Annotated in this window: 19 protein-coding genes; 12 read left to right on the forward strand and 7 right to left on the reverse strand. The window is 74.4% G+C overall.

Annotated features, from left to right (window positions below):
• Positions 1 to 64 precede the first annotated feature (64 nt).
• The gene (locus tag ACTMS2_RS01855; RefSeq protein WP_441173744.1) at positions 65 to 1357 is read right to left on the reverse strand and encodes an acetyl-CoA C-acetyltransferase; all 1293 of its coding nucleotides are present in this window, start codon (positions 1355 to 1357) and stop codon (positions 65 to 67) included.
• Between the two features lie 55 nt (positions 1358 to 1412).
• Between ACTMS2_RS01855 and ACTMS2_RS01860 the strand changes: the two genes are divergently transcribed.
• The 7 genes from ACTMS2_RS01860 (at position 1413) to ACTMS2_RS01890 (ending at position 8715) form a co-directional block, all read left to right on the forward strand.
• Entirely contained in the window at positions 1413 to 2768 is a 1356-nt protein-coding gene (locus ACTMS2_RS01860) for a 3-oxoacyl-ACP reductase (protein WP_441173745.1), read from the forward strand.
• Between the two features lie 245 nt (positions 2769 to 3013).
• Positions 3014 to 3838 carry a MaoC/PaaZ C-terminal domain-containing protein gene (locus ACTMS2_RS01865; RefSeq protein ID WP_441174084.1) on the forward strand — a complete coding sequence of 275 codons (825 nt, stop codon included), beginning with the start codon at positions 3014 to 3016 and terminating at the stop codon, positions 3836 to 3838.
• Between the two features lie 154 nt (positions 3839 to 3992).
• A complete protein-coding gene (locus ACTMS2_RS01870; protein WP_441173746.1) occupies positions 3993 to 4748 on the forward strand; it encodes an NUDIX hydrolase in 756 nt (251 codons plus the stop codon).
• Positions 4745 to 5719, forward strand: a complete 975-nt coding sequence (locus tag ACTMS2_RS01875) for a serine/threonine protein kinase (protein WP_441173747.1) — start codon at positions 4745 to 4747, stop codon at positions 5717 to 5719. The genes ACTMS2_RS01870 and ACTMS2_RS01875 overlap by 4 nt, the downstream gene beginning before the upstream one ends.
• A gap of 9 nt (positions 5720 to 5728) precedes the next feature.
• A complete protein-coding gene (locus ACTMS2_RS01880; protein ID WP_089002635.1) occupies positions 5729 to 6688 on the forward strand; it encodes a hypothetical protein in 960 nt (319 codons plus the stop codon).
• A 61-nt stretch (positions 6689 to 6749) separates the two neighbouring features.
• Entirely contained in the window at positions 6750 to 8039 is a 1290-nt protein-coding gene (locus ACTMS2_RS01885) for an adenylosuccinate synthetase (protein WP_441173748.1), read from the forward strand.
• A gap of 76 nt (positions 8040 to 8115) precedes the next feature.
• Positions 8116 to 8715 carry a DedA family protein gene (locus ACTMS2_RS01890; RefSeq protein WP_441173749.1) on the forward strand — a complete coding sequence of 200 codons (600 nt, stop codon included), beginning with the start codon at positions 8116 to 8118 and terminating at the stop codon, positions 8713 to 8715.
• A gap of 13 nt (positions 8716 to 8728) precedes the next feature.
• Here the strand turns inward: ACTMS2_RS01890 and ACTMS2_RS01895 are convergent, their stop codons facing one another.
• Positions 8729 to 9373, reverse strand: a complete 645-nt coding sequence (locus ACTMS2_RS01895) for a TetR/AcrR family transcriptional regulator (RefSeq protein WP_357717140.1) — start codon at positions 9371 to 9373, stop codon at positions 8729 to 8731.
• A gap of 67 nt (positions 9374 to 9440) precedes the next feature.
• Here ACTMS2_RS01895 and ACTMS2_RS01900 point away from each other — a divergent pair, with 67 nt between their 5' ends.
• The 4 genes from ACTMS2_RS01900 (at position 9441) to ACTMS2_RS01915 (ending at position 14309) form a co-directional block, all read left to right on the forward strand.
• Positions 9441 to 9893 carry an SCP2 sterol-binding domain-containing protein gene (locus ACTMS2_RS01900; RefSeq protein ID WP_089002639.1) on the forward strand — a complete coding sequence of 151 codons (453 nt, stop codon included), beginning with the start codon at positions 9441 to 9443 and terminating at the stop codon, positions 9891 to 9893.
• A gap of 1 nt (position 9894) precedes the next feature.
• On the forward strand, positions 9895 to 11109 hold the full coding sequence (locus tag ACTMS2_RS01905; RefSeq protein WP_441173751.1) for an acyl-CoA dehydrogenase family protein: 1215 nt from the start codon (positions 9895 to 9897) through the stop codon (positions 11107 to 11109).
• 142 nt (positions 11110 to 11251) lie between these two features.
• Entirely contained in the window at positions 11252 to 12817 is a 1566-nt protein-coding gene (locus ACTMS2_RS01910; RefSeq protein WP_441173752.1) for an AMP-binding protein, read from the forward strand.
• A gap of 127 nt (positions 12818 to 12944) precedes the next feature.
• Positions 12945 to 14309, forward strand: coding sequence for an MFS transporter (locus ACTMS2_RS01915; protein WP_441173753.1), 1365 nt, complete (start codon positions 12945 to 12947; stop codon positions 14307 to 14309).
• Positions 14310 to 14318: 9 nt separating this feature from the next.
• Here the strand turns inward: ACTMS2_RS01915 and ACTMS2_RS01920 are convergent, their stop codons facing one another.
• The 5 genes from ACTMS2_RS01920 to ACTMS2_RS01940 all read right to left on the reverse strand — a co-directional run bounded on the left by ACTMS2_RS01920 (position 14319) and on the right by ACTMS2_RS01940 (position 19453).
• Entirely contained in the window at positions 14319 to 15158 is an 840-nt protein-coding gene (locus tag ACTMS2_RS01920) for a hypothetical protein (RefSeq protein ID WP_441173754.1), read from the reverse strand.
• Positions 15151 to 15678, reverse strand: a complete 528-nt coding sequence (locus ACTMS2_RS01925) for a SigE family RNA polymerase sigma factor (protein WP_441173755.1) — start codon at positions 15676 to 15678, stop codon at positions 15151 to 15153. The genes ACTMS2_RS01920 and ACTMS2_RS01925 overlap by 8 nt, the downstream gene beginning before the upstream one ends.
• 50 nt (positions 15679 to 15728) lie before the next feature.
• Entirely contained in the window at positions 15729 to 16976 is a 1248-nt protein-coding gene (gene purD, locus ACTMS2_RS01930) for a phosphoribosylamine--glycine ligase (protein WP_441173756.1), read from the reverse strand.
• Between the two features lie 108 nt (positions 16977 to 17084).
• Complete coding sequence (locus tag ACTMS2_RS01935; protein ID WP_441173757.1) at positions 17085 to 18002, reverse strand: type IV toxin-antitoxin system AbiEi family antitoxin domain-containing protein; 918 nt, start codon at positions 18000 to 18002, stop codon at positions 17085 to 17087.
• A gap of 164 nt (positions 18003 to 18166) precedes the next feature.
• Positions 18167 to 19453, reverse strand: coding sequence for an adenylosuccinate synthase (locus tag ACTMS2_RS01940; protein WP_441173758.1), 1287 nt, complete (start codon positions 19451 to 19453; stop codon positions 18167 to 18169).
• A gap of 122 nt (positions 19454 to 19575) precedes the next feature.
• Between ACTMS2_RS01940 and ACTMS2_RS01945 the strand changes: the two genes are divergently transcribed.
• Positions 19576 to 20703 (forward strand): hypothetical protein, encoded by a 1128-nt coding sequence (locus tag ACTMS2_RS01945; RefSeq protein WP_441173759.1) that lies wholly within the window; start codon positions 19576 to 19578, stop codon positions 20701 to 20703.
• Positions 20704 to 21450: the final 747 nt, after the last annotated feature.

The raw sequence follows: 21450 nt of genomic DNA on the forward strand, positions 1-21450 counted from the left end.
CCGCCTCCGCCGCCTCATGCCCAAGGGACGGAGCTCGGGGCCGGGCAGGTTGCCCGCGCCGGCGTCAGCGTTCGAGGATGGCGGTCACGCCCTGGCCGCCGGCGGCGCAGATGGAGATCAGGCCCCGGCCGCCGCCCTTCTCCGCCAGCAGCTTCGCCAGGGTCGCCACGATCCGGCCACCGGTGGCCGCGAACGGGTGCCCGGCGGCCAGCGACGAGCCGTTGACGTTCAGCTTCTCCCGGTCGATCGCGCCGAGCGGGGCGTCCAGCCCCAGCCGGTCCTTGCAGAACTCCGGGGACTCCCAGGCGGCCAGGGTGGCCAGCACCTGCGAGGCGAACGCCTCGTGGATCTCGTAGTAGTCGAAGTCCTGAAGCGTCAGCCCGGCCCGCTCCAGCAGTCGGGGCACCGCGTAGGCGGGAGCCATCAGCAGCCCCTCGTCGCCGTGCACGAAGTCGACGGCGGCGGCCTGCGACCAGGAGAACCACGCCAGCACGGGCAGGTTGTGCTCGCGGGCCCACTCCTCGCTGGCCAGCAGCACCGTCGAGGCGCCGTCGGTCAGCGGCGACGAGTTGCCGGCCGTCATGGTCGCCGCCTCGGCGTCGGGTCCCTTCGCGCCGAAGACCGGCTTCAGCGCGCCGAGCCGCTCCAGGCTGGTGTCGGGACGCAGGTTCTGGTCCCTGGTCAGCCCGAGGTAGGGGGTGAGCAGGTCGTCGAAGAACCCCCGGTCGTACGCGGCGGCGAGCCGCTGGTGCGAGCGCAGCGCCAGCTCGTCCTGGGCCTGCCGGTCGACCTGCCAGCGCAGCGCCGTGCGGGCGGCGTGCTCCCCCATCGACAGCCCGGTACGCGGCTCCGCGTTGCGCGGGATCTCCGGCTTGAACGGCTGGGTGGGGCGCAGCCTGGCGGCGATCTTCAGCCGCTCGCCGAGGGTGCGGGCGCTGTTGAGCCGGAGCAGGGTGCGGCGCATCTCCTCGTTGACCGCGAGCGGCGCGTCGGAGGTGGTGTCCACGCCACCGGCGATGCCGACCTCGATCTGCCCGAGGGCGATCTTGTTGGCGACCAGGATGGCCGCCTCCAGCCCGGTGCCGCAGGCCTGCTGGATGTCGTACGCGGGGGTGTGCGGGTCGAGCTTCGAGCCGAGCACGACCTCGCGGGTCAGGTTGAAGTCCTTCGCGTGCTTGAGCACCGCGCCGGCCACCACCTCGCCGACCCGCTGGCCGGCCAGGCCGAACCGGGCGACGAGCCCGTCCAGCGCGGCGCCCAGCATGTCGGCGTTCGACGCGCTGGCGTACCGCGAATTGGACCGCGCGAAGGGGATGCGGTTGCCGCCGATGACCGCGACCCGCCGGATGCTCTGCACGATCCCGCCTCCTCGAAAGACTTGCCCTTACCTTACTCGCCAGTAGGCTACGCCTATGACCGACAGGTACGCGAGCTTCGTCCGATCGGGGGCCGGCCGCACGCTGGTCAAGCGCCTCGGGCTGCCCGACCCGCCGCGACTGCGCCGACACACCCCCGGCGACCCCATCGTGCCCGGCCCCGTCCTGCTGGGCGCCGCGACCGGCGGCCGGCTCGCCGAGCAGGCCGGCAAGGTCCTGACCACCGCCGGGGTCGAGCTGCGCGATCCCGGCGCCGCGGAGTCCACCGAGCGCTTCGCCGCCCTGGTGTACGACGCCACCGGCATCACCGACTCCGCCGAGCTGCGCCAGCTGTACGACTTCTTCCACCCGCGCGCCCGCTCGGTGCTGCCCAGCGGCCGGGTCGTCGTGCTCGGCACCCCGCCCGACGAGTGCGGCTCGCCCCGGGAGGCGACCGCCCAGCGGGCCCTGGAGGGGCTGACCCGCAGCATCGGCAAGGAGTTCGGCCGGGGCGTCACCGCCCAGCTCGTGTACGTGACGAGGGACCCGGACGCCGGCACCTGGACCAGCGTGGAGGCGACCCTGCGGTTCCTGCTCTCCGGCCGCTCCGCGTACGTCTCGGGGCAGGTCGTGCGGGTCGGCGCCGGCACGGCCGTCGCCCCGGGCGACTGGGACCGCCCGCTGGACGGGCAGGTCGTGCTGGTCACCGGGGCGGCCCGGGGCATCGGCGCGGCGCTGGCCCGGGTGCTGGCCCGCGACGGGGCCCGGGTCGTGGCGCTGGACATTCCGGCGGCCGGGGACGAGCTGGCGGCGGTCACCAACGAGATCGGCGGCACCGCCGTCCAGCTCGACCTGACCGCCCCCGACGCCCCGCAGCGGCTCGCCGAGCACCTGGCTGAGCGGCACGGGCGGGTCGACGTGGTCGTGCACAACGCCGGGATCACCCGCGACAAGACCCTCGGCCGGATGGACGCCGACCGGTGGGACTCGGTGCTCGACGTCAACCTCTCCAGCCAGGAGCGGATCAACGACGTGCTGCTGGAGCGGGAGCTGATCCCGGCCGGCGGCCGGATCGTCTCGGTCTCCTCGATCGCCGGCATCGCCGGCAACCGGGGCCAGACCAACTACGCCACCAGCAAGGCGGGCGTGATCGGGCTCGTCGAGTCGCTCGCCCCGGCGCTGCGCGAACGGCAGATCAGCGTCAACGCGGTCGCCCCCGGTTTCATCGAGACCCGGCTGACGGCGCGCATCCCGCTGGTGCTGCGCGAGGCGGGCCGGCGGATGAACAGCATGTCCCAGGGCGGGCTGCCGGTGGACGTCGCCGAGACCATCGGCTGGCTGGCGTGGCCGGCCTCCGGCGCGGTCAGCGGCAACGTCGTCCGGGTCTGCGGCCAGAGTCTGCTGGGGGCGTGATGGCGAGGCGAGAACAGCCGGCGCCGGACCCGGACGACCTGTCGGTGCACGAGCTGATCGACGGCCCGACCGAGATCCTGTCGCAGGACACCCTGGACGCGATCCGCGGGCCGGAAGCGTCCGGCCACGACCTGAGCCTCGAACAGACGCACGACCTCTCCGCCTCCGCCGTCGAGGCGACGCAGGACCTCTCGGGCGGGGGTCCGGCCGGGACGGGTGCCCGGGAGCGCGTCGAGCTGCCCCGGATGCCGGCGGCCGGGGCGCTCTACCGGCGGGCGCTGCTCGGCGCGCTGCCCGGCCTCGGCGGTGGGCGGCGCTCGGCGGGCGTCCCGGCGGTCGAGCTGGCCGTCGGCGGGATCGCCGTCGACCGGACGCACCTCGCCGACTACGACCGGGTCTGCGGGTTCCGGCTCACCGACCGGCTGCCCGCCACGTTCCCGCACGTCATGGGCTTTCCGCTGGCGCTGCGGCTGATGACCGCGCCGGAGTTCCCCATCCCGCTGAACGGTGTGGTGCACGTCGGCAACCGGATCACCGTGCACCGCCCGGTCACCGCCGACGAGACCCTCGACTTCCGCGCGTACGCCGAGAACCTGCGCCCGCACGAACGGGGGCGGCAGGTCGACGTGGTGCTCGTCGGCTCGGTCGGCGCGGAGGAGGTCTGGCGGGGCGTCTCGACGTACCTCGGCAGGGAGGGCAAGCGGGGCGGCGGCGGGCGGCGCGACCAGCCCGGGCGGCCCACGACGCCGGCCGGCTCGGCGCGCTGGCGGGTCGAACCCCGCGTCGGTACGGACTACGCGCGGGTCTCCGGCGACCACAACCCGATCCACACCTCGCGCCTCGGCGCGCGGCTGTTCGGTTTCCCCCGGCCGATCGCGCACGGGATGTGGAGCAAGGCGCGCTGCCTGGCCGCGCTGGAGAACCGGCTGCCGGACGCCTACACGGTCGAGGTGGCCTTCAAGCTCCCGGTGCCGCTGCCGAGCACGGTGAGCTTCCGTCTGCTGCCGGAGGGCGGTTTCGCCCTGCACGACTCGCGCGGCCGGCCGCACCTGGCGGGCCTCGTGCGCTGAGCCACCCCCGGCCGGAGCTGGGCCGCCCCCGCCGAGGTTGACGCGCCCCTGACGAAGCTGACACGCCCCTGCCGGATCCGCTCCCGGGCTTGGCAGGGGCGCCTCCGTGCGCTAGGTTGTTCTCACATCGAGATGTTCTCAGGATGAGAGAGACATGGTTGACGAGCAGGACTTCCTGGCCGCGTACGACCCCCGGGCCTATCCGTCGGTCGCCGTGACCGTCGACGTGGTGGCGCTGACCATCCGGGACGGCGCGCTGCACCTGCTGCTGATCCGGCGCGGCCAGCCCCCCTTCGAGGGCCACTGGGCGCTGCCCGGCGGATTCGTCCGCCCCGACGAGGACCTCGCAACCGGCGCCCGGCGGGAGCTGGCCGAGGAGACCGGGCTCGGCGGCGAGGGGCTGCGCCGCGTACACCTGGAGCAGTTGGGCAGCTACGGCGCCCCCGACCGCGACCCGCGGATGCGCGTCGTCTCCGTCGCCCACCTCGCGTTCGCCCCCGACCTGCCGGACCCGGCCGCCGGCACCGACGCCGACGAGGCGACCTGGCTGCCGGTGACCGCGCTGACCAGCCGGCAGCTCGCCTTCGACCACGGCCGGATCATCGACGACGCGCTGGAGCGGGCCCGGTCCAAGCTGGAATACACCCCGCTCGCCACGCGCTTCCTCGCCGGCGAGTTCACCGTCAGCGAGCTGCGCGCCGTCTACGAGACGGTCTGGGGCCACCCGCTGCACGCCGGCAACTTCCACCGCAAGGTGCTCTCCGTGCCGGGCTTCGTGGAGAGCACGGGCACCAGCACCGAACGCGGCGGCGCCCGCGGCGGCCCCCGCGCCAAGCTCTACCGGGCCGGCGACGCCCGGCTGCTGCACCCGGCGCTGCTGCGCCCCGCCCGCGAGGAGACGGTGCGATGAGGACCGCGGAAGCCGTCCGCCTGGTCACGGCGGCCCGCACCGACGCCGACCTGTTCGGCACGGACCAGCCGGCCCGCCGCTACCGCGAGCTGGTCGCGGCCCTGCACCCCGACCGCCTGCCGGCCGACCCGGCGGTACGCGCCGAGGCCACCGACGCGTTCATCCGGGTCACCACCCGCTGGCGGGCCCGGCAGGTCACCGTGCTCGGCGACTACCGCCTCGGCACGCCGGTCCACTCGGGCGACCTGGCCGACCTCTACGACGTCGACGCCGACCGGCTGCTCAAGCTGCCCCGGCGCCCCACCGACAACGACCTGATGGCCCGCGAGGCGCACGCCCTGCGCACCATCGCCGAGCGCGGCGACCCGCGCTACCTGCCGTACGTGCCCCGGCTGGTGGACTCGTTCCGGCACTCCGACGCCGCCACCGGCGCCGAACGGCGGATCAACGTGCTCGCCACCGCCCCCGGCCTGCACGACCTCGACGAGGTTCGGCGCGCGTACCCGGACGGGGTCGACGCCCGCGACGTGGCCTGGATGTGGCGAAGGCTGCTGGTGGCGCTCGGCCTGGCCCACCGGGCGGGCGTCGTGCACGGCGCGGTCCTGCCGCCGCACGTGCTGATCGAGCCGGACGGGCACGGCGTGGTGCTGGTCGACTGGTGCTTCTCCGCGCCCGTCGGCAGCACCGTCCCCGCGCTGGTGCCCGGCTACGACGCGCGGTGGTACCCCGACGAGGTCCCCCGGAAGCGACCCTGCGGGCCGGGCACCGACATCGCGATGGCGAGCCTCTGCATGAGCTGGCTGATGGGGCCACGTGCGCCCCGCGAGCTGGACGCCTTCGCGCGGGGCTGCCGCCAGCGGGCGCTGGGCGCCCGGCCCGACGACGCGTGGCTCCTGCTGCGCGAACTGGACGAGGTGCTGGAGCGGCTCTACGGGCCGCGCACCTTCCGACCCTTCACCCTCACCCCGTAAGGAGCTGTCATGGGCAGTGGAATGTGGTCCACCGACGTGTACGACGCCGCCGACCGCTACCGCCGGAAGACCGGCAAGAGCGCGTTCTCCTACAGCGACAGCGGGGCGCGCAAGGTGCACCCCGCCCTCGACCCCCGCGACGCGATGCGCGAGAGCCGCGACTCGGCCGAGCACCCCCGGTCGACGCCCATCGCGGTGCTCTTCGACGTCACCGGCTCGATGCGCAACGTGCCGCGCGTCCTGCAGACCAAGCTGCCGCAGCTGCTCGGGCTGCTGCAACGGCAGGGCTACGCCAGCGACCCGCAGATCATGTTCGGCGCGATCGGCGACGCCACCTGCGACCGGGTGCCCTTGCAGGTCGGCCAGTTCGAGTCGGACAACCGGATGGACGACGACCTGGGCCGGATCGTGCTGGAGGGCGGCGGCGGCGGGCAGATGACCGAGTCGTACGAGCTGGCCATGTACTTCATGGCCCGGCACACCGTGACCGACGCCTGGGAGAAGCGCGGCCGGCGCGGCTACCTGTTCATCATCGGCGACGAGCTGGCGTACCCGCAGGTGAAGTCCCGGGAGGTGGCCCGCGTCATCGGCGGCGACCTGCGCGAGGACGTGCCGCTGCGGCAGATCGTCGACGAGGTGACCCGCCGCTGGGACACCTACTACCTGCTCCCCGCCGGCAGCCACTACTCCGGCAACGCCAAGGTGCTCGACTCGTGGCGGGACCTGCTCGGGCAGAACGCCGTCGTGCTGGACGACCTCGACGCGGTCTGCGAGACGATCGCGCTCACGGTCGGGCTCGGCGAGCAGGCCATCGACCTGGACGAGGGCCTGCGCGACCTCGACCGGGCCGGCTCCGGCGCCACCGGCACCGTCTCGAAGGCGCTGGCCCGCCTGCGCGGAGGGCGGCGCGCCGAGGTGTCGACGCTGCCCGCGTTCCGCGACACCGGCGGCGAGGTGACCCGGCTGTGAACCACGTGACGACGGTCGCCCTCGGCTCCGGCGGCGGCTGCGGCTCCGGAGGGGAGGCCCGGTGAGCAGGCACGTGGCGGTGGTCGACCTCGGCTTCGGCGACGCCGGCAAGGGCACGGTCGTGGACTGGCTCTGCGCCACCCGGCCCGTGCACACGGTGGTCCGCTTCAACGGGGGCGCGCAGGCGGCGCACAACGTCGTGCTGCGCGACGGTCGGCACCACACGTTCGCGCAGTTCGGCGCCGGCACGTTCCACCCCGGCGTCCGTACGCACCTGTCGCGGCACGTGGTGGTGGACCCGCTCGCGCTGGCCGCCGAGGCCGACCACCTCGCCTCGGTCGGGGTGCCCGACGCGCTCGACCGGTTGACCGTCGACGGGGAGGCGCTGCTCGCCACCCCGTACCACCGGGCCGCCAACCGGGCCCGGGAGATCGCCCGGGGAGCCGACCGGCACGGCTCCTGCGGGCTCGGGGTGGGCGAGGCCGTCGCGTACGGTCTCGCCCACCCCGACGAGGCGCCCCGGGTGGCCGACTGCGCCGACCCGGGGCGGCTGCGCCGCCGGCTGACCGCCCTGCGGGACCGGCTGACCGCTGAACTCGGCCCGCTGGACGCGCCGCCCGTCGCCGACTGCCTGCCCGCGTTCACCGGTTTCGCCGCGCGGGTCGCGATCGTCGACCGGAGCTGGCTGGCCGGGGCGCTGCGCGCCGGCACCTGCGTCTTCGAGGGCGCGCAGGGGGTGCTGCTCGACGAGTGGCACGGCTTCCACCCGTACACGACGTGGAGCACCACCACCTTCGCCAACGTCGACGGCCTGCTCGCCGAGGCGGGCCAGGCCGGTACGGCCACCCGGATCGGGGTGCTGCGCGTGGTCACCACCCGGCACGGCCCCGGCCCACTGGTTACCGAGGACCCGGCCCTGCCGCTGACCGACCCGCGCAACCCGACCAACCCGTGGCAGGGGCGGTTCCGGTTCGGCCACTTCGACGCGGTCGCCCACCGGTACGCCCTCGCCGCCGCCGGCGGGGTCGACGGCCTGGCGCTGACCCACCTCGACCTCGCCGGACCCACGCTGCGGATCTGCCGCCGCTACGACACCACCGACCGGCTCGCCCCGGGCCCGCCCGGCGACCTGGACCGGCAGGCCGCGCTCACCGCCCGCCTGCTGCGCTCCCGCCCCGTGTACGACGACGCCCCGCCGCCCGACTGGACGGCGGCGGTGCGGGAGGAGCTGGGCGCGCCCGTGGTGCTGACCTCGCGGGGCCCCACCGCCGACGACAAGACCCCACACGGCCCGCTGCTCGCCCCGTGCCCCCTCCCGCCGGCCGGAACGCCGGCCGCGGCGTCGGCGTGACGCCCGCCGGAGGCCCGGGCGGGTCGATCCGGCGACTCGCCCACCGGGCGGATCGGGCCCGGCCAGCATGGGAGGCATGGAGTCCGCGCTCGACCTGCTCCGGCAGCTGGTCACCTCACCGTGGGTGTACCTGCTGATCTTCGGGCTCACCGCGGTCGACGCGTTCTTCCCCGCCGTACCCGGTGAGGCAGCCGTGATCACCGCCGCCGTGCTCGCCACCGGCGGCGACCCCAGCCTGGTGGCGGTGATCGTCGCCGCCGCGCTGGGGGCCCTCGCCGGCGACCACGTCTCGTACGCCATCGGTCGCGGCGGCGGCGCGAACCGGCTCGCCCGTTTCCCGGCCGACAGCCGGCGCCGGGCCAGCTCGGAGTGGGCCCGGCGGGCGGTGCACCGGCGCGGCGGGCTGATCCTGACCACCGCCCGGTACGTCCCCGGTGGCCGGACGGCGGTGACCCTCACCATGGGCGCGGTCCGCTACCCGCTCCGGTCGTTCCTGCTCTTCGACGCCGTCGCGGCGGTGAGCTGGGCGCTCTACTGCGCCCTGCTCGGCTACTTCGGCGGGCTGGCCTTCGAGCGCGACCCGATCAAGGGCATCCTCGCCGGCGTGGGCCTGTCGCTGGCGATCACCCTCCTGCTGGAGTCGTTCCGCTGGCTACGCCGCCGCAGGCGCCGCTGAACCGGGCGACGGGTCAGGAGGGGGTGGCCCGTGGGTGCCAGGTGGCGCCACGGAGGAGTTGGCCGGCGCCCAGCCAGGCGACGTTCATCATCCGGGTCGCGGTCTTCTCCGGGTCGGCGTCGGGGTGGTCGGCGAGCCAGTCCGCCAGCGACTCGGTCGCCCCCACGAGGGCGTACGCGACGACCTCCAGGTCGGTCTCGCCCACCTCGCGGCCCTCGGCGCGCAGCGCGTGGTCGAGCATCCCGGCGACCACGTCGACCAGCCGGGCCCGCATGCCGGCCAGTTCGCCGGCGAAGGGCTGCTCGCCCCGGGCCTGCCGGTAGAGCACCGCCCACCCGTCGCGGTGCGCCCCGACGAAGCCGAAGAACGCGCGCAGCCCCCGCCAGAGTCGCTCGTCGGCCGGCAGTTCGGGGGCGGCCGCCCCGGCGATGGCCTGCATCATCCGGGTGCCCTCCCGGTGCAGGCAGGCGACGAAGAGTTCTTCCTTCGTGCCGAGGTACGCGTAGACCATGGGCTTGGAGATGCCGGCGTCCTCGGCGATCTCGTCCATGCTGGCCGCGTGGAAACCCCTGCGTGAGAACACTTTCACGGCCGCGTCGAGCATCTGCTGCTCGCGTACGGCGCGGGGTAGGCGCTTGAAGGTGGGTGGGGTGGACACCTTGCGAGCATACCTACTCGCCCGTAAGGTTACGCACGAGTAGCCAACACCCGGAAGGTGCAGCCCCATGACTGACTTCGACCCGGCCAACTTCGCGAACGTCGGCCCCAAGGAGTTCGCCCAGCTGGTCAAGTCCACCCCGGACGACAAGATCGCCGAGGTGATGTCCGGCGACCTGCGCGGCAAGATCCTCGGTGAGGTCTTCGGCCGGATGCCGCAGCTCTTCCGCGCCGACCGGGCCGGCTCGACCAACGCGGTCATCCACTGGAACATCACCGGCCGCCCCGACGGTGGCACCGACACCTACGAGGTGGTCATCGCCGACGGCGCGTGCACCGTCAACGAGACCCCGCAGCACGACCCGAAGCTCAGCCTCACGATGGGCCCGGTCGAGTTCCTGAAGATCGTCTCCGGTGGCGCGAACCCCGTCATGATGTTCATGACCGGCAAGCTCAAGGCCAAGGGCGACCTGGGCCTGGCCGCCAACATCGCCAACCTGTTCGACATCCCCAAGGCCTGACATGGCCGAGTTCTCGCTCGACCTGAACGAGGAACAGCGGGATCTGCGCGACTGGGTGCACGGCTTCGCCGCCGAGGTCGTGCGCCCGGCCGCGGCCGAGTGGGACGCCCGGGAGGAGACCCCCTGGCCGATCATCCAGGAGGCGGCGAAGGTCGGCCTGTACGGCTTCGAGTTCCTCGCCACCTGCTGGGCCGACCCCACCGGCCTCTCCCTCCCGATCGCCAGCGAGGAACTCTTCTGGGGTGACGCCGGCATCGGCCTGGGCATCTTCGGCACCTCCCTCGCGGTGGCCGCCATCTACGGCGCCGGCACGCCCGACCAGATGGTCGAGTGGGTGCCGCAGTGCTTCGGCACCGTCGACGAGCCGGCCGTCGCCGCGTTCTGCACCACCGAGCCCGAGGCCGGCTCCGACGTCGGCGCGATGCGCACCCGGGCGGTCTACGACGAGGCCACCAACGAGTGGGTGCTGCGCGGGCAGAAGGCGTACGCCACCAACGGCGGGATCGCCGGGGTGCACGTGGTCACCGCCTCGGTCGACCCGACGCTCGGCTCCCGCGGGCAGGCGGCGTTCGTCATACCGCCGGGCACCGCCGGCCTCACCGCGACCCGCAAGCTGCGCAAGCTGGGCCTGCGCGCGTCGCACACCGCCGACGTCTTCCTCGACGACGTACGCGTGCCGGGGCGCTGCCTGCTCGGCGGCCGGGACGCCCTGTTCGAACGCCTCGACCGGGCCCGCTCCGGCAAGCGCGCCTCGGGCCAGGCGGCGATGCGCACCTTCGAGCTGTCCCGGCCCACCGTCGGCGCACAGGCGCTGGGCGTGGCCCGGGCCGCCTACGAGTACGCCCTGGACTACGCGAAGGAGCGGGTCCAGTTCGGCCGCCCGATCATCGAGAACCAGGCGGTCGCGTTCGCGCTCGCCGACATGAAGATGGAGATCGACGCGGCCCGGCTGCTGGTCTGGCGCGCCTCCTGGATGGGCCGCAACAACCGGCCCTTCACGGCCGGCGAGGGCTCGATGTCCAAGCTGAAGGCCGGCGAGGTGGCCGTCTCCGTCACCGACAAGGCCGTACAGCTGCTCGGCGGGGCCGGCTTCCTGCGGGACCACCCGGTCGAGCGCTGGTACCGCGACGCCAAGATCTACACCATCTTCGAGGGCACCTCCGAGATCCAGCGGCTCGTCATCTCCCGGGCCATCTCCGGCGTCCAGATCCGCTGACCGGCCGCCGGCGCGCTGCCGTACCGGACACGTGCCGGTCCGGGCGGCCGCCGCACCCGTACCACCGCGCACCTGATCTCCAGACCGCCCGCGTGGGGCCCCGGCCCGGGGTCCCACGCGCACCGCCTGAGGAGGTTGCGTCATGGACCTGCCGTTCGTCGTCGCCACCCTGACCCGACGCGGGTTGCTCACCCCCGGCCGGCCGATCCGCGTCGCCGCCCAGCTCCAGGCGCTGCGCAGGTGGGGCTGGAACATCGCCGGCGAGCTGCGCCAGGCCGCCGCCCGCGACCCCGACCGCACGGCCGTCGTCGACGAGCAGGGCACCAGGACGACGTACGCCGAACTGCTCGACCGGTCGGAGCGGCTGGCCCGGGGGATGCGGACGGCGCTCGGGGTGCGGCCCGGCGACCGGGTCGGCGTGCTCTGCCGCAACCACCCCGGCCTGGTCGAGTCGATCGTGGCCGCCACCCTGCTCGGCGCGGACGCGGTGCTGGTCAACACCGGGCTCTCCGCCGCGCAGCTCGCCACCGTGGCCGAGGAGCAGCGGCTGCGCGTGCTGGTGCACGACGCCGAGTTCGTCGACCGGGTCGCCAACCTCGCCGCCGAGGTGCTGCGCCTCGACGAGCGCGCCCGGGAGGAACTCGTGGTCGGCTCGCTTTCCGGCGAGCTGCGTCCCCCCGGGCGCGACGGCCGGATCATCGTGCTCACCTCCGGCACCACCGGCGCGCCCAAGGGCGCCCGGCGCCCCACCCCGAACGGCTTCGGCCCGCTGGTCTCCATCATCGACCGCATCCCGCTGCACGCCCGGGACACCGTCATGATCGCCGCGCCGCTCTTCCACACCTGGGGGTACGCCGCCCTCCAGGTCTGCTTCGCCCTGCGCGCCACGATCGTGCTGCACCGCCGCTTCGACCCGGCCGCCACGCTGGCCGCCCTGGTGGCACAGCGCTGCGACGCCCTCTTCGCCGTACCGGTGATGCTGCAACGGCTGCTGGAGGTGCCGCCGCCGGAGCCCCGCCCCCCGCTGAAGGTGGTCGCGGTCAGCGGCTCCGCGCTGCCGGGCGGCCTCGCCCCGCGGTTCATGGACGTCTACGGCGACGTCCTGCACAACCTCTACGGCTCCACCGAGGTCTCCTGGGCGTCCATAGCCGGCCCCGCCGAGCTGCGTGCGGCGCCCACCACCGCCGGCCGGGCACCGCACGGCACCCGGTTGCAGATCCTCGACGCGGCCGGCGAGCCGGTGCCACCCGGGCGGGTCGGCCGCATCTTCGTCGGCAACGAGATGCTCTTCGAGGGCTACACGTCCGGGACCACCCGGGAACACCGCGACGGCCTGCTCGACACGGGCGACCTGGGACGGCTCGACGCCGACGGGCTGCTCTTCGTCGACGGCCGGGCCGACGACATGATCGTCTCGGGCGGGGAGAACGTGTTCCCGTCCGAGGTGGAGGACCTGATCGCCCGGCTGCCGCAGGTACGCGAGGCCGCCGTGATCGGCGTACCGGACCCCCGGTACGGCCAGCGGCTCGCCGCGTTCCTCGCCCTGCACCCCGGCGAGACGCTCGACCCGGAGGCCGTCCGCGAGTACGTCCGGCACTACCTGGCCCGGTTCTCCGTACCCCGGGACGTGGTCTTCGTGAAGTACCTGCCCCGCAACGCCACCGGCAAGGTGCTGGCCCGCGAGCTGCACCGCTACTACTACAGCTGACCGTTCCCCGGCCGTTACTGCCCGGATGCTCCCCCGCCCCTAGGCTGGCGGCACCATGATCGGTTCCGGACCGCGCCGCCGTGCCCGACACCGCCACCATGCCCGTCACCGTCAGCCACGACCCCGGATGGCACCGCTCCTGCTGGTCGAGGCGGCGACACTGCTCTCCAACACCGGCAACGGGGTGGCCAACGTGGCCCTGCCCTGGCTGGTGCTCGAACGCACCGGCAGCCCCACCGCGGCCGGCGTGGTAGCGGCGGCCACCGCCCTGCCGCTGCTGCTGTCCGGCCTCGTCTCCGGCACCGTCGTGGACCTGCTCGGCCGGCGGCGTACGGCGCTGGTCTCCGACACGCTCTCCGCCGTCTCGGTCGCCGCGATCCCGGTGGTCGACGCGCTGCTCGGGCTGAACCTCGGCTGGATCGTGGCGCTGGCCGTGCTCGGGGCGGTGTTCGACCCGGCCGGCCTGACCGCCCGGGAGACCCTGCTGCCGGCCGCCGCACAGGCCGCTGGCTGGCGCATCGAACGCGCCAACGGGGTGCACGAGGCGGTATGGGGGCTCGCCTTCCTCATCGGGCCCGGCGTCGGCGGCGTGCTCATCGCCGCGATCGGCCCCGGCTCGACGCTCTGGGTCACCGCCACCGGCTTCGCGCTGGCCGTCGCGATGATCGCCGCCGTCCGGCTGCCGGGGGCCGGCCGCCCCGAACGCCCCCCGTCCGGGCTGTGGCGCGGCACCGTCGAGGGGCTGCGGTTCGTCTGGCAGGACCGTCTGCTGCGGACCATCGCGCTGCTCACGATGGTGCTGGCCGCGCTCTACCTGCCGGTCGAGGGGGTGCTGCTGCCGGCGTGGTTCGTCGGCCGGGGGGAGCCGGCCCGGCTCGGCGCGCTGCTCATGGCGATGAGCGCCGGCGGAGTCGTCGGTGCGCTCGCCTCCGGGGTGGCGGGCCGGCTGATCCGGCGGCACACCCTGATGGTGATCGCCCTCGTCGTCATCGGAATGGCCCTCGTGGGGCTGGCCACCCTGCCGCCGTTCCCGGCCATGATCGGCTTCGCCGTCGCGATCGGGCTCGCGTACGGGCCGGTCAACCCGCTGTCCAACTACGCCATGCAGACCCGCACGCCCGAACGGTTGCGCGGGCGCGTGGTCGGGGTGATGACCTCCTTCGCGTACGCCGCCGGCCCGGCCGGCTACCTGCTCGCCGGGCCACTGGTGGAGTGGCTCGGCCTGCGTACCGCCTTCCTGGTGCTGGCCGTGGCGCTGCTGGTGGCGACCCTGGGCGCCGCGCCGCTGCCGGCACTGCGGGCGCTGGACGAGCCACCCCGCTACCCGCCCGCCCCGCCCGGCGGCCCGACGAACCGGGTGGAGGAACGCGTCCCGCTCAACGGGCAGTACGCCCCCGCGTCGCACCGGGACGCGCCCCGCGTACAGGGGCGCGTCCGGGTCGAACAGCTGTGGCCGCCCGCCCCGCACCGGGACGCACCCGTTCGAGGCTGACTTCCCGCGTCAGGGATGGAGCGTCAACCCGGGCGTGGTGGCGATGGCCGTCAACTGCGCCACGGTGAGCACCGGCGGCGGACCGAACCGGAACGTCGGCGGCACACCGTCCCTGTCGCCGCCAAAGTTGTCCGTCGTCACCGTCACGGTCGTGCCGTCCGTCCGTTGCACCTGCGCCCAGCGCTGCTCAGCGCCCTCCTTACCGGGCTTGGCCCCGCCGATGGCGAGGGTCCCGCCGTCCGGCAGGCGCCTACTGGTGCAGGTACGGGAATCGGGAGCAGCGGCGCAGCCGACGGGCTCATCGGCAGCCGTCGGGACAAGCGTCACCGTAAGGTTGTCGGCCTGTCCGCCTCGCGTCAGCCGGGCGTGGGCGTAGTAGTGCCAGTGGCTCTTCTCGTAGGTGAACTGGACCAGGTCGCAGCCGGGGATCGTGCCGTCGACCGACAGCCCCGCCGGCACGACGGCCGACAGCGCCGGACGCAGCACGAGAGTCAGCCGGGCCACGCCGGCGTCGGGGCGCTCGGTCGGCCGGTCGCGCTTCGTGTCGTACGACTGCTGGGGCGCCGGCGGACCACTGGGCTCCGGTTCCACCACCGGACAGAGCGACGCGTCGGCGGACGGCGAGTCACCACCGACCGGCAGGGTGAGTCCTGCCGGCCCGGCGGCCGGGCCAGCGAGCAGCGCCGGTGTCACCGCGACTGCGGCTACCAGCGCGACCCCGGTGCCCGCCGCCGCCCAGGTCCGATGACGGCGGCGCTGCCGGTCGGCGGCGATCAGGTGGTCCACGTCGATCCGGGTCGGCGGCGGCGACGCCACCGCGGTGCGTAGCTGCCGGGCGAGTTCATCCATCGGTGCGTGCCCCCTCGGGTCGGGCCGGCACATCGACGAGGCGGCCCCGCAACGCCTCGATCGCGCGCGCCGACTGGCTCTTGACGGTGCCGGTGGTGCAGCCGAGTTCCCGGGCGGTCTCCTCCACGGACAGGTCGCAGAAGTAGCGCAGCACCAGGACCGCGCGGCGGCGCGGCGGCAGCTCGGCCAGCAGGGCGAGGATGGTCAGCCGGTCCGCGGCACCGTCGGTGGCGGAACGGACGGCGCCGTCGGGGACCTCGGCCCAGGCGGCCTCGCGCCGCCACGGCCGGCGCCGCTCGTCGAGCCAGACCCGCAGCAGGGTGCGCCGGACGTACGCGTCGGGGCTGTCCATCCGCGACACGCGCCGCCAGTGCCGCAGCAGCTTGACCAGCGCCGTCGACACCAGGTCGTCGGCCGTGTGCCAGTCACCGCAGAGCAGGTACGCCGTGCGGCGCAGCGGTTCCAGCCGCGCCCCGACGTACTCGCGGTAGCCCTCGATGTCGGCAGGCAATCCCGCCACCTCCTCGCCTCACCGCTCAAACGGAGGCGGGGAGGGTGGAGGTTGCCCGGTCAGCCCGGAATGCTGATCCGCCCCTCGACGGCGGCGGAGGCGATGTCGGTGCGGTGCTGCCCACCGGCCAACTCCACCCCACCCACCAGCGCGTACGCGGCGTCCCGCGCGGCGGGCAGGTCGGTGCCGGTGGCGGTGGCGCAGAGGACCCGGCCACCGGCGGAACGCAGCGCCCCGTCGGCGTCCCGGCGGGTGCCGGCGTGGATGATCCCCGCCGCCTCACCTCCGTTGATCACGTCGCCGGTGCGCGGGGCGGCCGGGTAGCCGTCGGCGGCGACCACCACCGTGACGGCGGCACCGTCGCGCCAGCGCAGCGGCGGGTGCCCGGCCAGCGTGCCGGTCGCGGCGGCGTGCAGCAGCCCGGCCAGCGGCGTCTCCAGCAGCGCGAGCACCACCTGCGTCTCCGGGTCACCGAAGCGGGCGTTGAACTCGATCACCCGGGGGCCGTCGGCGGTGATCGCCAGCCCGACGTAGAGCAGCCCCGCGAACGGGGTGCCCCGGCGGGTCATCTCCGCCAGGGTCGGGTGCACGACGTCGCGCATGACCTCGTCGACCAGGCCGGACGGCGCCCAGGGCAGCGGCGCGTACGCCCCCATGCCGCCGGTGTTCGGGCCGGTGTCGCCGTCGCCGATCCGCTTGAAGTCCTGCGCGGGCAGCAGCGGCACCGCCGCCTCGCCGTCGGTGACCACGAAGAGGGAGACCTCCGGGCCGGCCAGGTATTCCTCGACGACGACCCGGCCGCACTCCTCGGCGTGCCGCAGCGCGGCCGCGCGGTCGTCGGTCACCACCACACCCTTGCCGGCGGCGAGCCCGTCGTTCTTCACCACGTACGGCGCGCCGAACTCGTCCAGGGCCCTGCCGGTGCTCTCCGCGTCCGTGCAGGTGTACGCGCGGGCGGTCGGTACGCCGGCGGCGGTCATCACGTCCTTGGCGAACGCCTTCGAGCCCTCCAGCCGGGCCGCCTCCCCGGACGGCCCGAAGGCGGCGATCCCCTTGGCCCGTACGGCGTCGGCGACCCCTGCCACCAGCGGCGCCTCCGGCCCGATCACCACCAGGTCGGCTCCGGTCTCCACCGCCAGCGCGGCGACGGCCGCCGGATCGCACGGATCGACGGCCCGCAATGACGCGAGCGGAGCGATGCCGGGATTACCGGGCGCCGCGATCAGCTGCTCGACGGCCGGATCCGCAGCCAGCCCCAGCGCGAGCGCATGCTCCCGCCCCCCACCACCAAGAAGAAGTACGCGCACACCCGCATCCTACTGACCCCCTCCCCCCGCCCCGTTGATCAAGATGTTCGCGTCCCATTTCCGCCCCGGGAAGGACCAGAACCTCTTGATCACCGCCGAGCGGGTGGGTCAGTAGGGATGTAGGGCCGCTTTAACCGTGTGGGGGATGTAGTCGGGGCGCAGCGTGTCGGCCCAGGTGAAGCGGAGGATCCGCCAACCGGCGTTGACCAGCCGATTCTGCCGCGCCCGGTCCTCGAAGACCGCCCCGGGCGTGTGGTGGGGTGCCTGCCCGTCCGCCTCGGCGATCACCCGCGCCGCCCGCCAACCGAGGTCGCCGATGCCGAGCAGGCAGCCGTCCCCGTCGCGGACCTCCAACTGAAGTGCGTCGGGCGGTACGCCACCGTCGACGCACCGCAGCCTCGTCCGGGTCTCCAGCGGGGACTGCGCCCGCCCGTCGGCCTCAGCCAGGTGGCGGCGGGCCGCGACGGCTCCTCTACGGCCCACGAGAAGGGCCGGCATCCGGGCCAGGTCGGGCTCGGTGACGACCTGCCGGTTCAGCGCGGAGTCAAGTACGCACACCGCCGAGTAACGGTCCGCCCGGAGGATGACATCGGCCAACGTCCGCAGCGGGGTGGTCACGGGCATCCCGGCGACCTCGCCCACGGCGTGGGGATCGATGGTGAGCTGGTGCACCACGACGTCGGGGTCGGTGATCCGCTGTGGGCGTGGCCGGTTCGGCGGCAGCGACACGTGGATGGCGGACGCCGGACGGAGCCCGGCGATCCGATGAAGCTCCGCTGCGGTGTCGAGAACGACGACGGCGCCCGGCCCCAGGCTGGCGACAACGGCCCGGATGCGGGCTCTGCGGAGCGCGGCAGGGCTCAACTCGAGGGCCAGCACGAAGCAACCCCTCGCCACCCGGAGCCAACGACCCGAGCGACACAGGTGCCGGATCTGGCTCCGACTGAAGCCGGCGGACAACGCCTGCGCCGCCGTCACCATCCCGTCCTGGCGACCGGCGATGCGGCGGAGAACATCGACACTCACCCCACCACGATGGCGACCCGCCCGCGCTCCGCACCCCTCCTGTGGACAACTCCCACCCTGTTCCCACGCTGTCCGTGTTGATCAAGAGGTTTGCGCCCGAATCCAGGCCGGACCAGGACACAAACCTCTTGGTCAACGCGCAGGTTGCCCGGGAGGGGCGGGGGTTAGAGGAGGGGGTGGCGGAGGACGTTTTCCTCGCGGCCCGGGCCCACGCCCACGACGCTGACGCGGGTGCCGCAGAGTTCCTCGACGCGGGCGATGTAGCGGCGCGCGTTCTCGGGCAGCTCGTCCTCGGTGCGTGCCTTGGTGATGTCCTCCCACCAGCCGTCGAGCTCCTCGTAGATCGGAGTCGCGTGGTGGAAGTCGGTCTGGGTCATCGGCATGTCGTCGAAGCGCTCGCCGTTGATCTCGTACCCGACGCAGATCGGCACCTTCGGCAGGCCGGTGAGCACGTCGAGCTTGGTGACCACCAGGTCCGTGACGCCGTTGAGGCGGCAGGCGTACCGGGCGACGACGGCGTCGAACCAGCCGCAGCGGCGCTCCCGGCCGGTGGTGGTGCCGTACTCGTGGCCCACCTTGCGCAGGTGCTGCCCGTTGTCGTCGAACAACTCCGTCGGGAACGGCCCGGAGCCGACCCGCGTCGTGTACGCCTTGCTGACCGCGATCACCTTGCTGATCGCCGTCGGCGGGATACCGGCGCCCACGCAGGCCCCGCCGGCCGTCGGGTTCGACGAGGTCACGAAGGGGTACGTGCCGTGGTCCATGTCGAGCATGGTGGCCTGGGCGCCCTCCAGCAGGACCGTCTCGCCGCGGTCCAGCGCGTCCCAGAGCATCACCCGGGTCTCGGCGATGTACGGCTTGAGCCGCTCCGCGTACCGCAGGTATTCCTCGACGGTCTCGTCGACGTCGATCGCCTTGCGGTTGTAGATCTTGAACAGGAGCTGGTTCTTCTCGCGCAGCGCCAGTTCCAGCTTCTTGCGCAGGATGCCCGGGTCGAGCAGGTCCTGTAGCCGGATGCCCATCCGGGCGACCTTGTCCCCGTACGCGGGGCCGATGCCCCGCCCGGTGGTGCCGATCCGGGAACTGCCGAGGTAGCGCTCGACCACCCGGTCGAGGGCGCGGTGGTGGGGCATGATCAGGTGCGCGTCGCCCGAGATCCGCAGCCGGCTGACGTCGACCCCGCGCTCGGCGAGGCCGTCGATCTCGGCCAGCAGCACCTTCGGGTCGACCACGACACCGTTGCCGATGACGATCATCGCGCTCGGGGAGAGCGCGCCCGACGGCATCAGGTGCAGCGCGTACTTCTGGCCGTCCGGCGTGATCACCGTGTGGCCGGCGTTGTTGCCGCCGGAGTAGCGCACGACGTAGTCGACCCGCTCACCCAGCAGGTCGGTAACCTTGCCCTTGCCCTCGTCGCCCCACTGGGCACCGAGCAGCACGATCGCTGGCATCTTCTCGCCTCCAGAAGGCTCGGGTGCCAGGTGGCGACCGGTCGGCGAGCCCGGGGTGTCAGGCTAACAAGTAGTGGCGGCGCGGCCGGCAGGGGTCGCGTCGGGAGGCAGGAGGCCTTTTCGTGTACGACGTGGTGCTGCTCACCCTCGGCTCGGAGCGCGACGCGCCCGGCGGGGCCTGCGGCAGCGGCGGCTGCTGCGGCGCGGCGCCTCACGAGGGGACAGCGCCTCACGAGGGGGCCGCGCCTCAGAAGGGGGCCGCCTCGGTCGGCGCCCACGCGACCGCCAGCACCACGGCCGGTGCCAGCGCCCCCGCCGGCGGCACGACCACCGACGCCTGCGTCCCCGGTGCCGGCACCACGGCCGACGGGCGCTGCGACACCCCACGGGTGCCGGTGCTGGCCTGCGCGGACGCGCTCACCGCCCGGGGCGCCCGCGTCGAGACGGTCACCGCCCGCTCCGACGCCGAGATCGACGAGGTGCTGGCCCGGTTCGACGGCCCGACCCGCCCCGACGGCCTCACCTGGCCCGACCCGGACTCCAAGACCCGGCTCGTGGTCGCCTCGGCCAGCGACGCCCAGTTGCGCGCCGTCGTGCGCCGGCTCGTCCGGCGGTACGCCCCACCGCCGAGCCGCCGCCCCGACGACCTGCCCGGCAACCGGACGGTGCCGGACCTGCCGCCGATCGGCGTACTCCCGCTCGATCCGGCGCGGAGCACTACGCACCGTGACCTGGCGGCGCAGCTCGGGCTGCCCCGGGATCCGGCGGCGGTGGCCGCCGCGGTGCTGGACGGCACGCCCCGCCGGCTCGACCTGCTGCGCAACGACGGCGGCTCGGTGACCCTGGACGGCGCGCTCGTCGGCGCCGCCGACGACGACGGCCGGCCGCTGCACTGGCGCGGCCGGGTGGAGGTGGACGACGCCGTGCTCTCCAACGGCGACGACCCGCTGCTGGCCTGCGCGATCGGCAACGCCGGCGGGTACGCCCGGCTCGACGACGTGGCCCTGCTCGGCGCCCCGGACCCGACGGACGGCCTGGTCGAGGTGGCGGTGGCCGTGCCCGTGGTGACCCGCTCGGCGTTGGGCAGGAAGCGGGTGCGGCTGGAGGTACGACGCGCCCGGGGGCGGGCCGTGGCCGTGCTGCCCCGCGAGGGGAAGGTCCCGTTCCTCGACGACGGAGCCGAGGGCGAGCTGAGCCGGAAGCGGTCCTGGTGGACCGAACCGGGCGCCTGGGCGGTCTGGGCGAGCTGACCTCGCCCGTCCCCGACGCGACCGACGCGACCGGCCCGTGACGGCCGGCCGGGCGCGGCCACTGGGCCTATCCTCGGCAGGAGGAATGGGGAGGAACCGTGGTGGACGAGAACGTCGACCGGGTCCACGCGCCCGGCCAGCAACCGATGCCGGAGCGGGACATCGAACCACTCTGGCCGCCGGACCAGATCGGCGCCGGCACACCGCCCTGGGCGTCGACCGCCTCACCCCCGGCCCCCGTACCGCCCCCGGTCCGGCCGGGTCAGCCGCCCTCGCCGGCCGACTATCCGTCCCTGACCGGCGGCGTGCCGATCCCCGGCGCGGCACCCGTCTCCGGCGGGGCACCCGTCTCCGGCGGGGCACCCGTCCCCGGCGGGGCCTCCATTTCCGGCGAGGGGACGCCCGCGCCACAGGGCCCGGGCGCCGGGTGGTCGTCCCCACCGGTCACGACCTCGGGGACCGCATCGGCCACGGCATCGGGGCCTCCGCCGACCGCGATCCCGTTGCCCCCATCGGTCGACGCCTCGGGAACCGCATCGGTCGCGGCCTCGGGGGCCTCGGCGGCCGACGCCGCGTGGGGGCCGGGCGCCTCGGCCTGGGCGCCGCCGACGCCCGCGCAGGGCAGACCGGCCACGCCGGAGACGGCCGCAGGCGTGCCCGCTCCCCGGGCCCCGCAGACCGGCCCCGGCCGGGTCGACCTCGACATGCCCTTCAGCCTCGACCAGCCAGTGGCACCCGTGCCCGTCA

This window comes from Micromonospora sp. SD12, assembly GCF_052068495.1.
In the GTDB taxonomy this organism is placed as follows: domain Bacteria; phylum Actinomycetota; class Actinomycetes; order Mycobacteriales; family Micromonosporaceae; genus Micromonospora; species Micromonospora echinofusca.

What these genes read in the sequence shown, in the direction of transcription:
- ACTMS2_RS01915 (WP_441173753.1), top strand. Translation starts at nt 12,945, where the DNA reads ATGGCACCGCTCCTGCTGGTCGAGGCGGCGACACTGCTCTCCAACACC.
- ACTMS2_RS01865 (WP_441174084.1), top strand. Translation starts at nt 3,014, where the DNA reads ATGCCGGCGGCCGGGGCGCTCTACCGGCGGGCGCTGCTCGGCGCGCTG.
- ACTMS2_RS01880 (WP_089002635.1), top strand. Translation starts at nt 5,729, where the DNA reads ATGGGCAGTGGAATGTGGTCCACCGACGTGTACGACGCCGCCGACCGC.
- ACTMS2_RS01860 (WP_441173745.1), top strand. Translation starts at nt 1,413, where the DNA reads ATGACCGACAGGTACGCGAGCTTCGTCCGATCGGGGGCCGGCCGCACG.
- ACTMS2_RS01910 (WP_441173752.1), top strand. Translation starts at nt 11,252, where the DNA reads ATGGACCTGCCGTTCGTCGTCGCCACCCTGACCCGACGCGGGTTGCTC.
- ACTMS2_RS01890 (WP_441173749.1), top strand. Translation starts at nt 8,116, where the DNA reads ATGGAGTCCGCGCTCGACCTGCTCCGGCAGCTGGTCACCTCACCGTGG.
- ACTMS2_RS01905 (WP_441173751.1), top strand. Translation starts at nt 9,895, where the DNA reads ATGGCCGAGTTCTCGCTCGACCTGAACGAGGAACAGCGGGATCTGCGC.
- ACTMS2_RS01870 (WP_441173746.1), top strand. Translation starts at nt 3,993, where the DNA reads ATGGTTGACGAGCAGGACTTCCTGGCCGCGTACGACCCCCGGGCCTAT.
- ACTMS2_RS01875 (WP_441173747.1), top strand. Translation starts at nt 4,745, where the DNA reads ATGAGGACCGCGGAAGCCGTCCGCCTGGTCACGGCGGCCCGCACCGAC.
- ACTMS2_RS01900 (WP_089002639.1), top strand. Translation starts at nt 9,441, where the DNA reads ATGACTGACTTCGACCCGGCCAACTTCGCGAACGTCGGCCCCAAGGAG.
- ACTMS2_RS01920 (WP_441173754.1), bottom strand. Translation starts at nt 15,158, where the DNA reads ATGGATGAACTCGCCCGGCAGCTACGCACCGCGGTGGCGTCGCCGCCG.
- ACTMS2_RS01940 (WP_441173758.1), bottom strand. Translation starts at nt 19,453, where the DNA reads ATGCCAGCGATCGTGCTGCTCGGTGCCCAGTGGGGCGACGAGGGCAAG.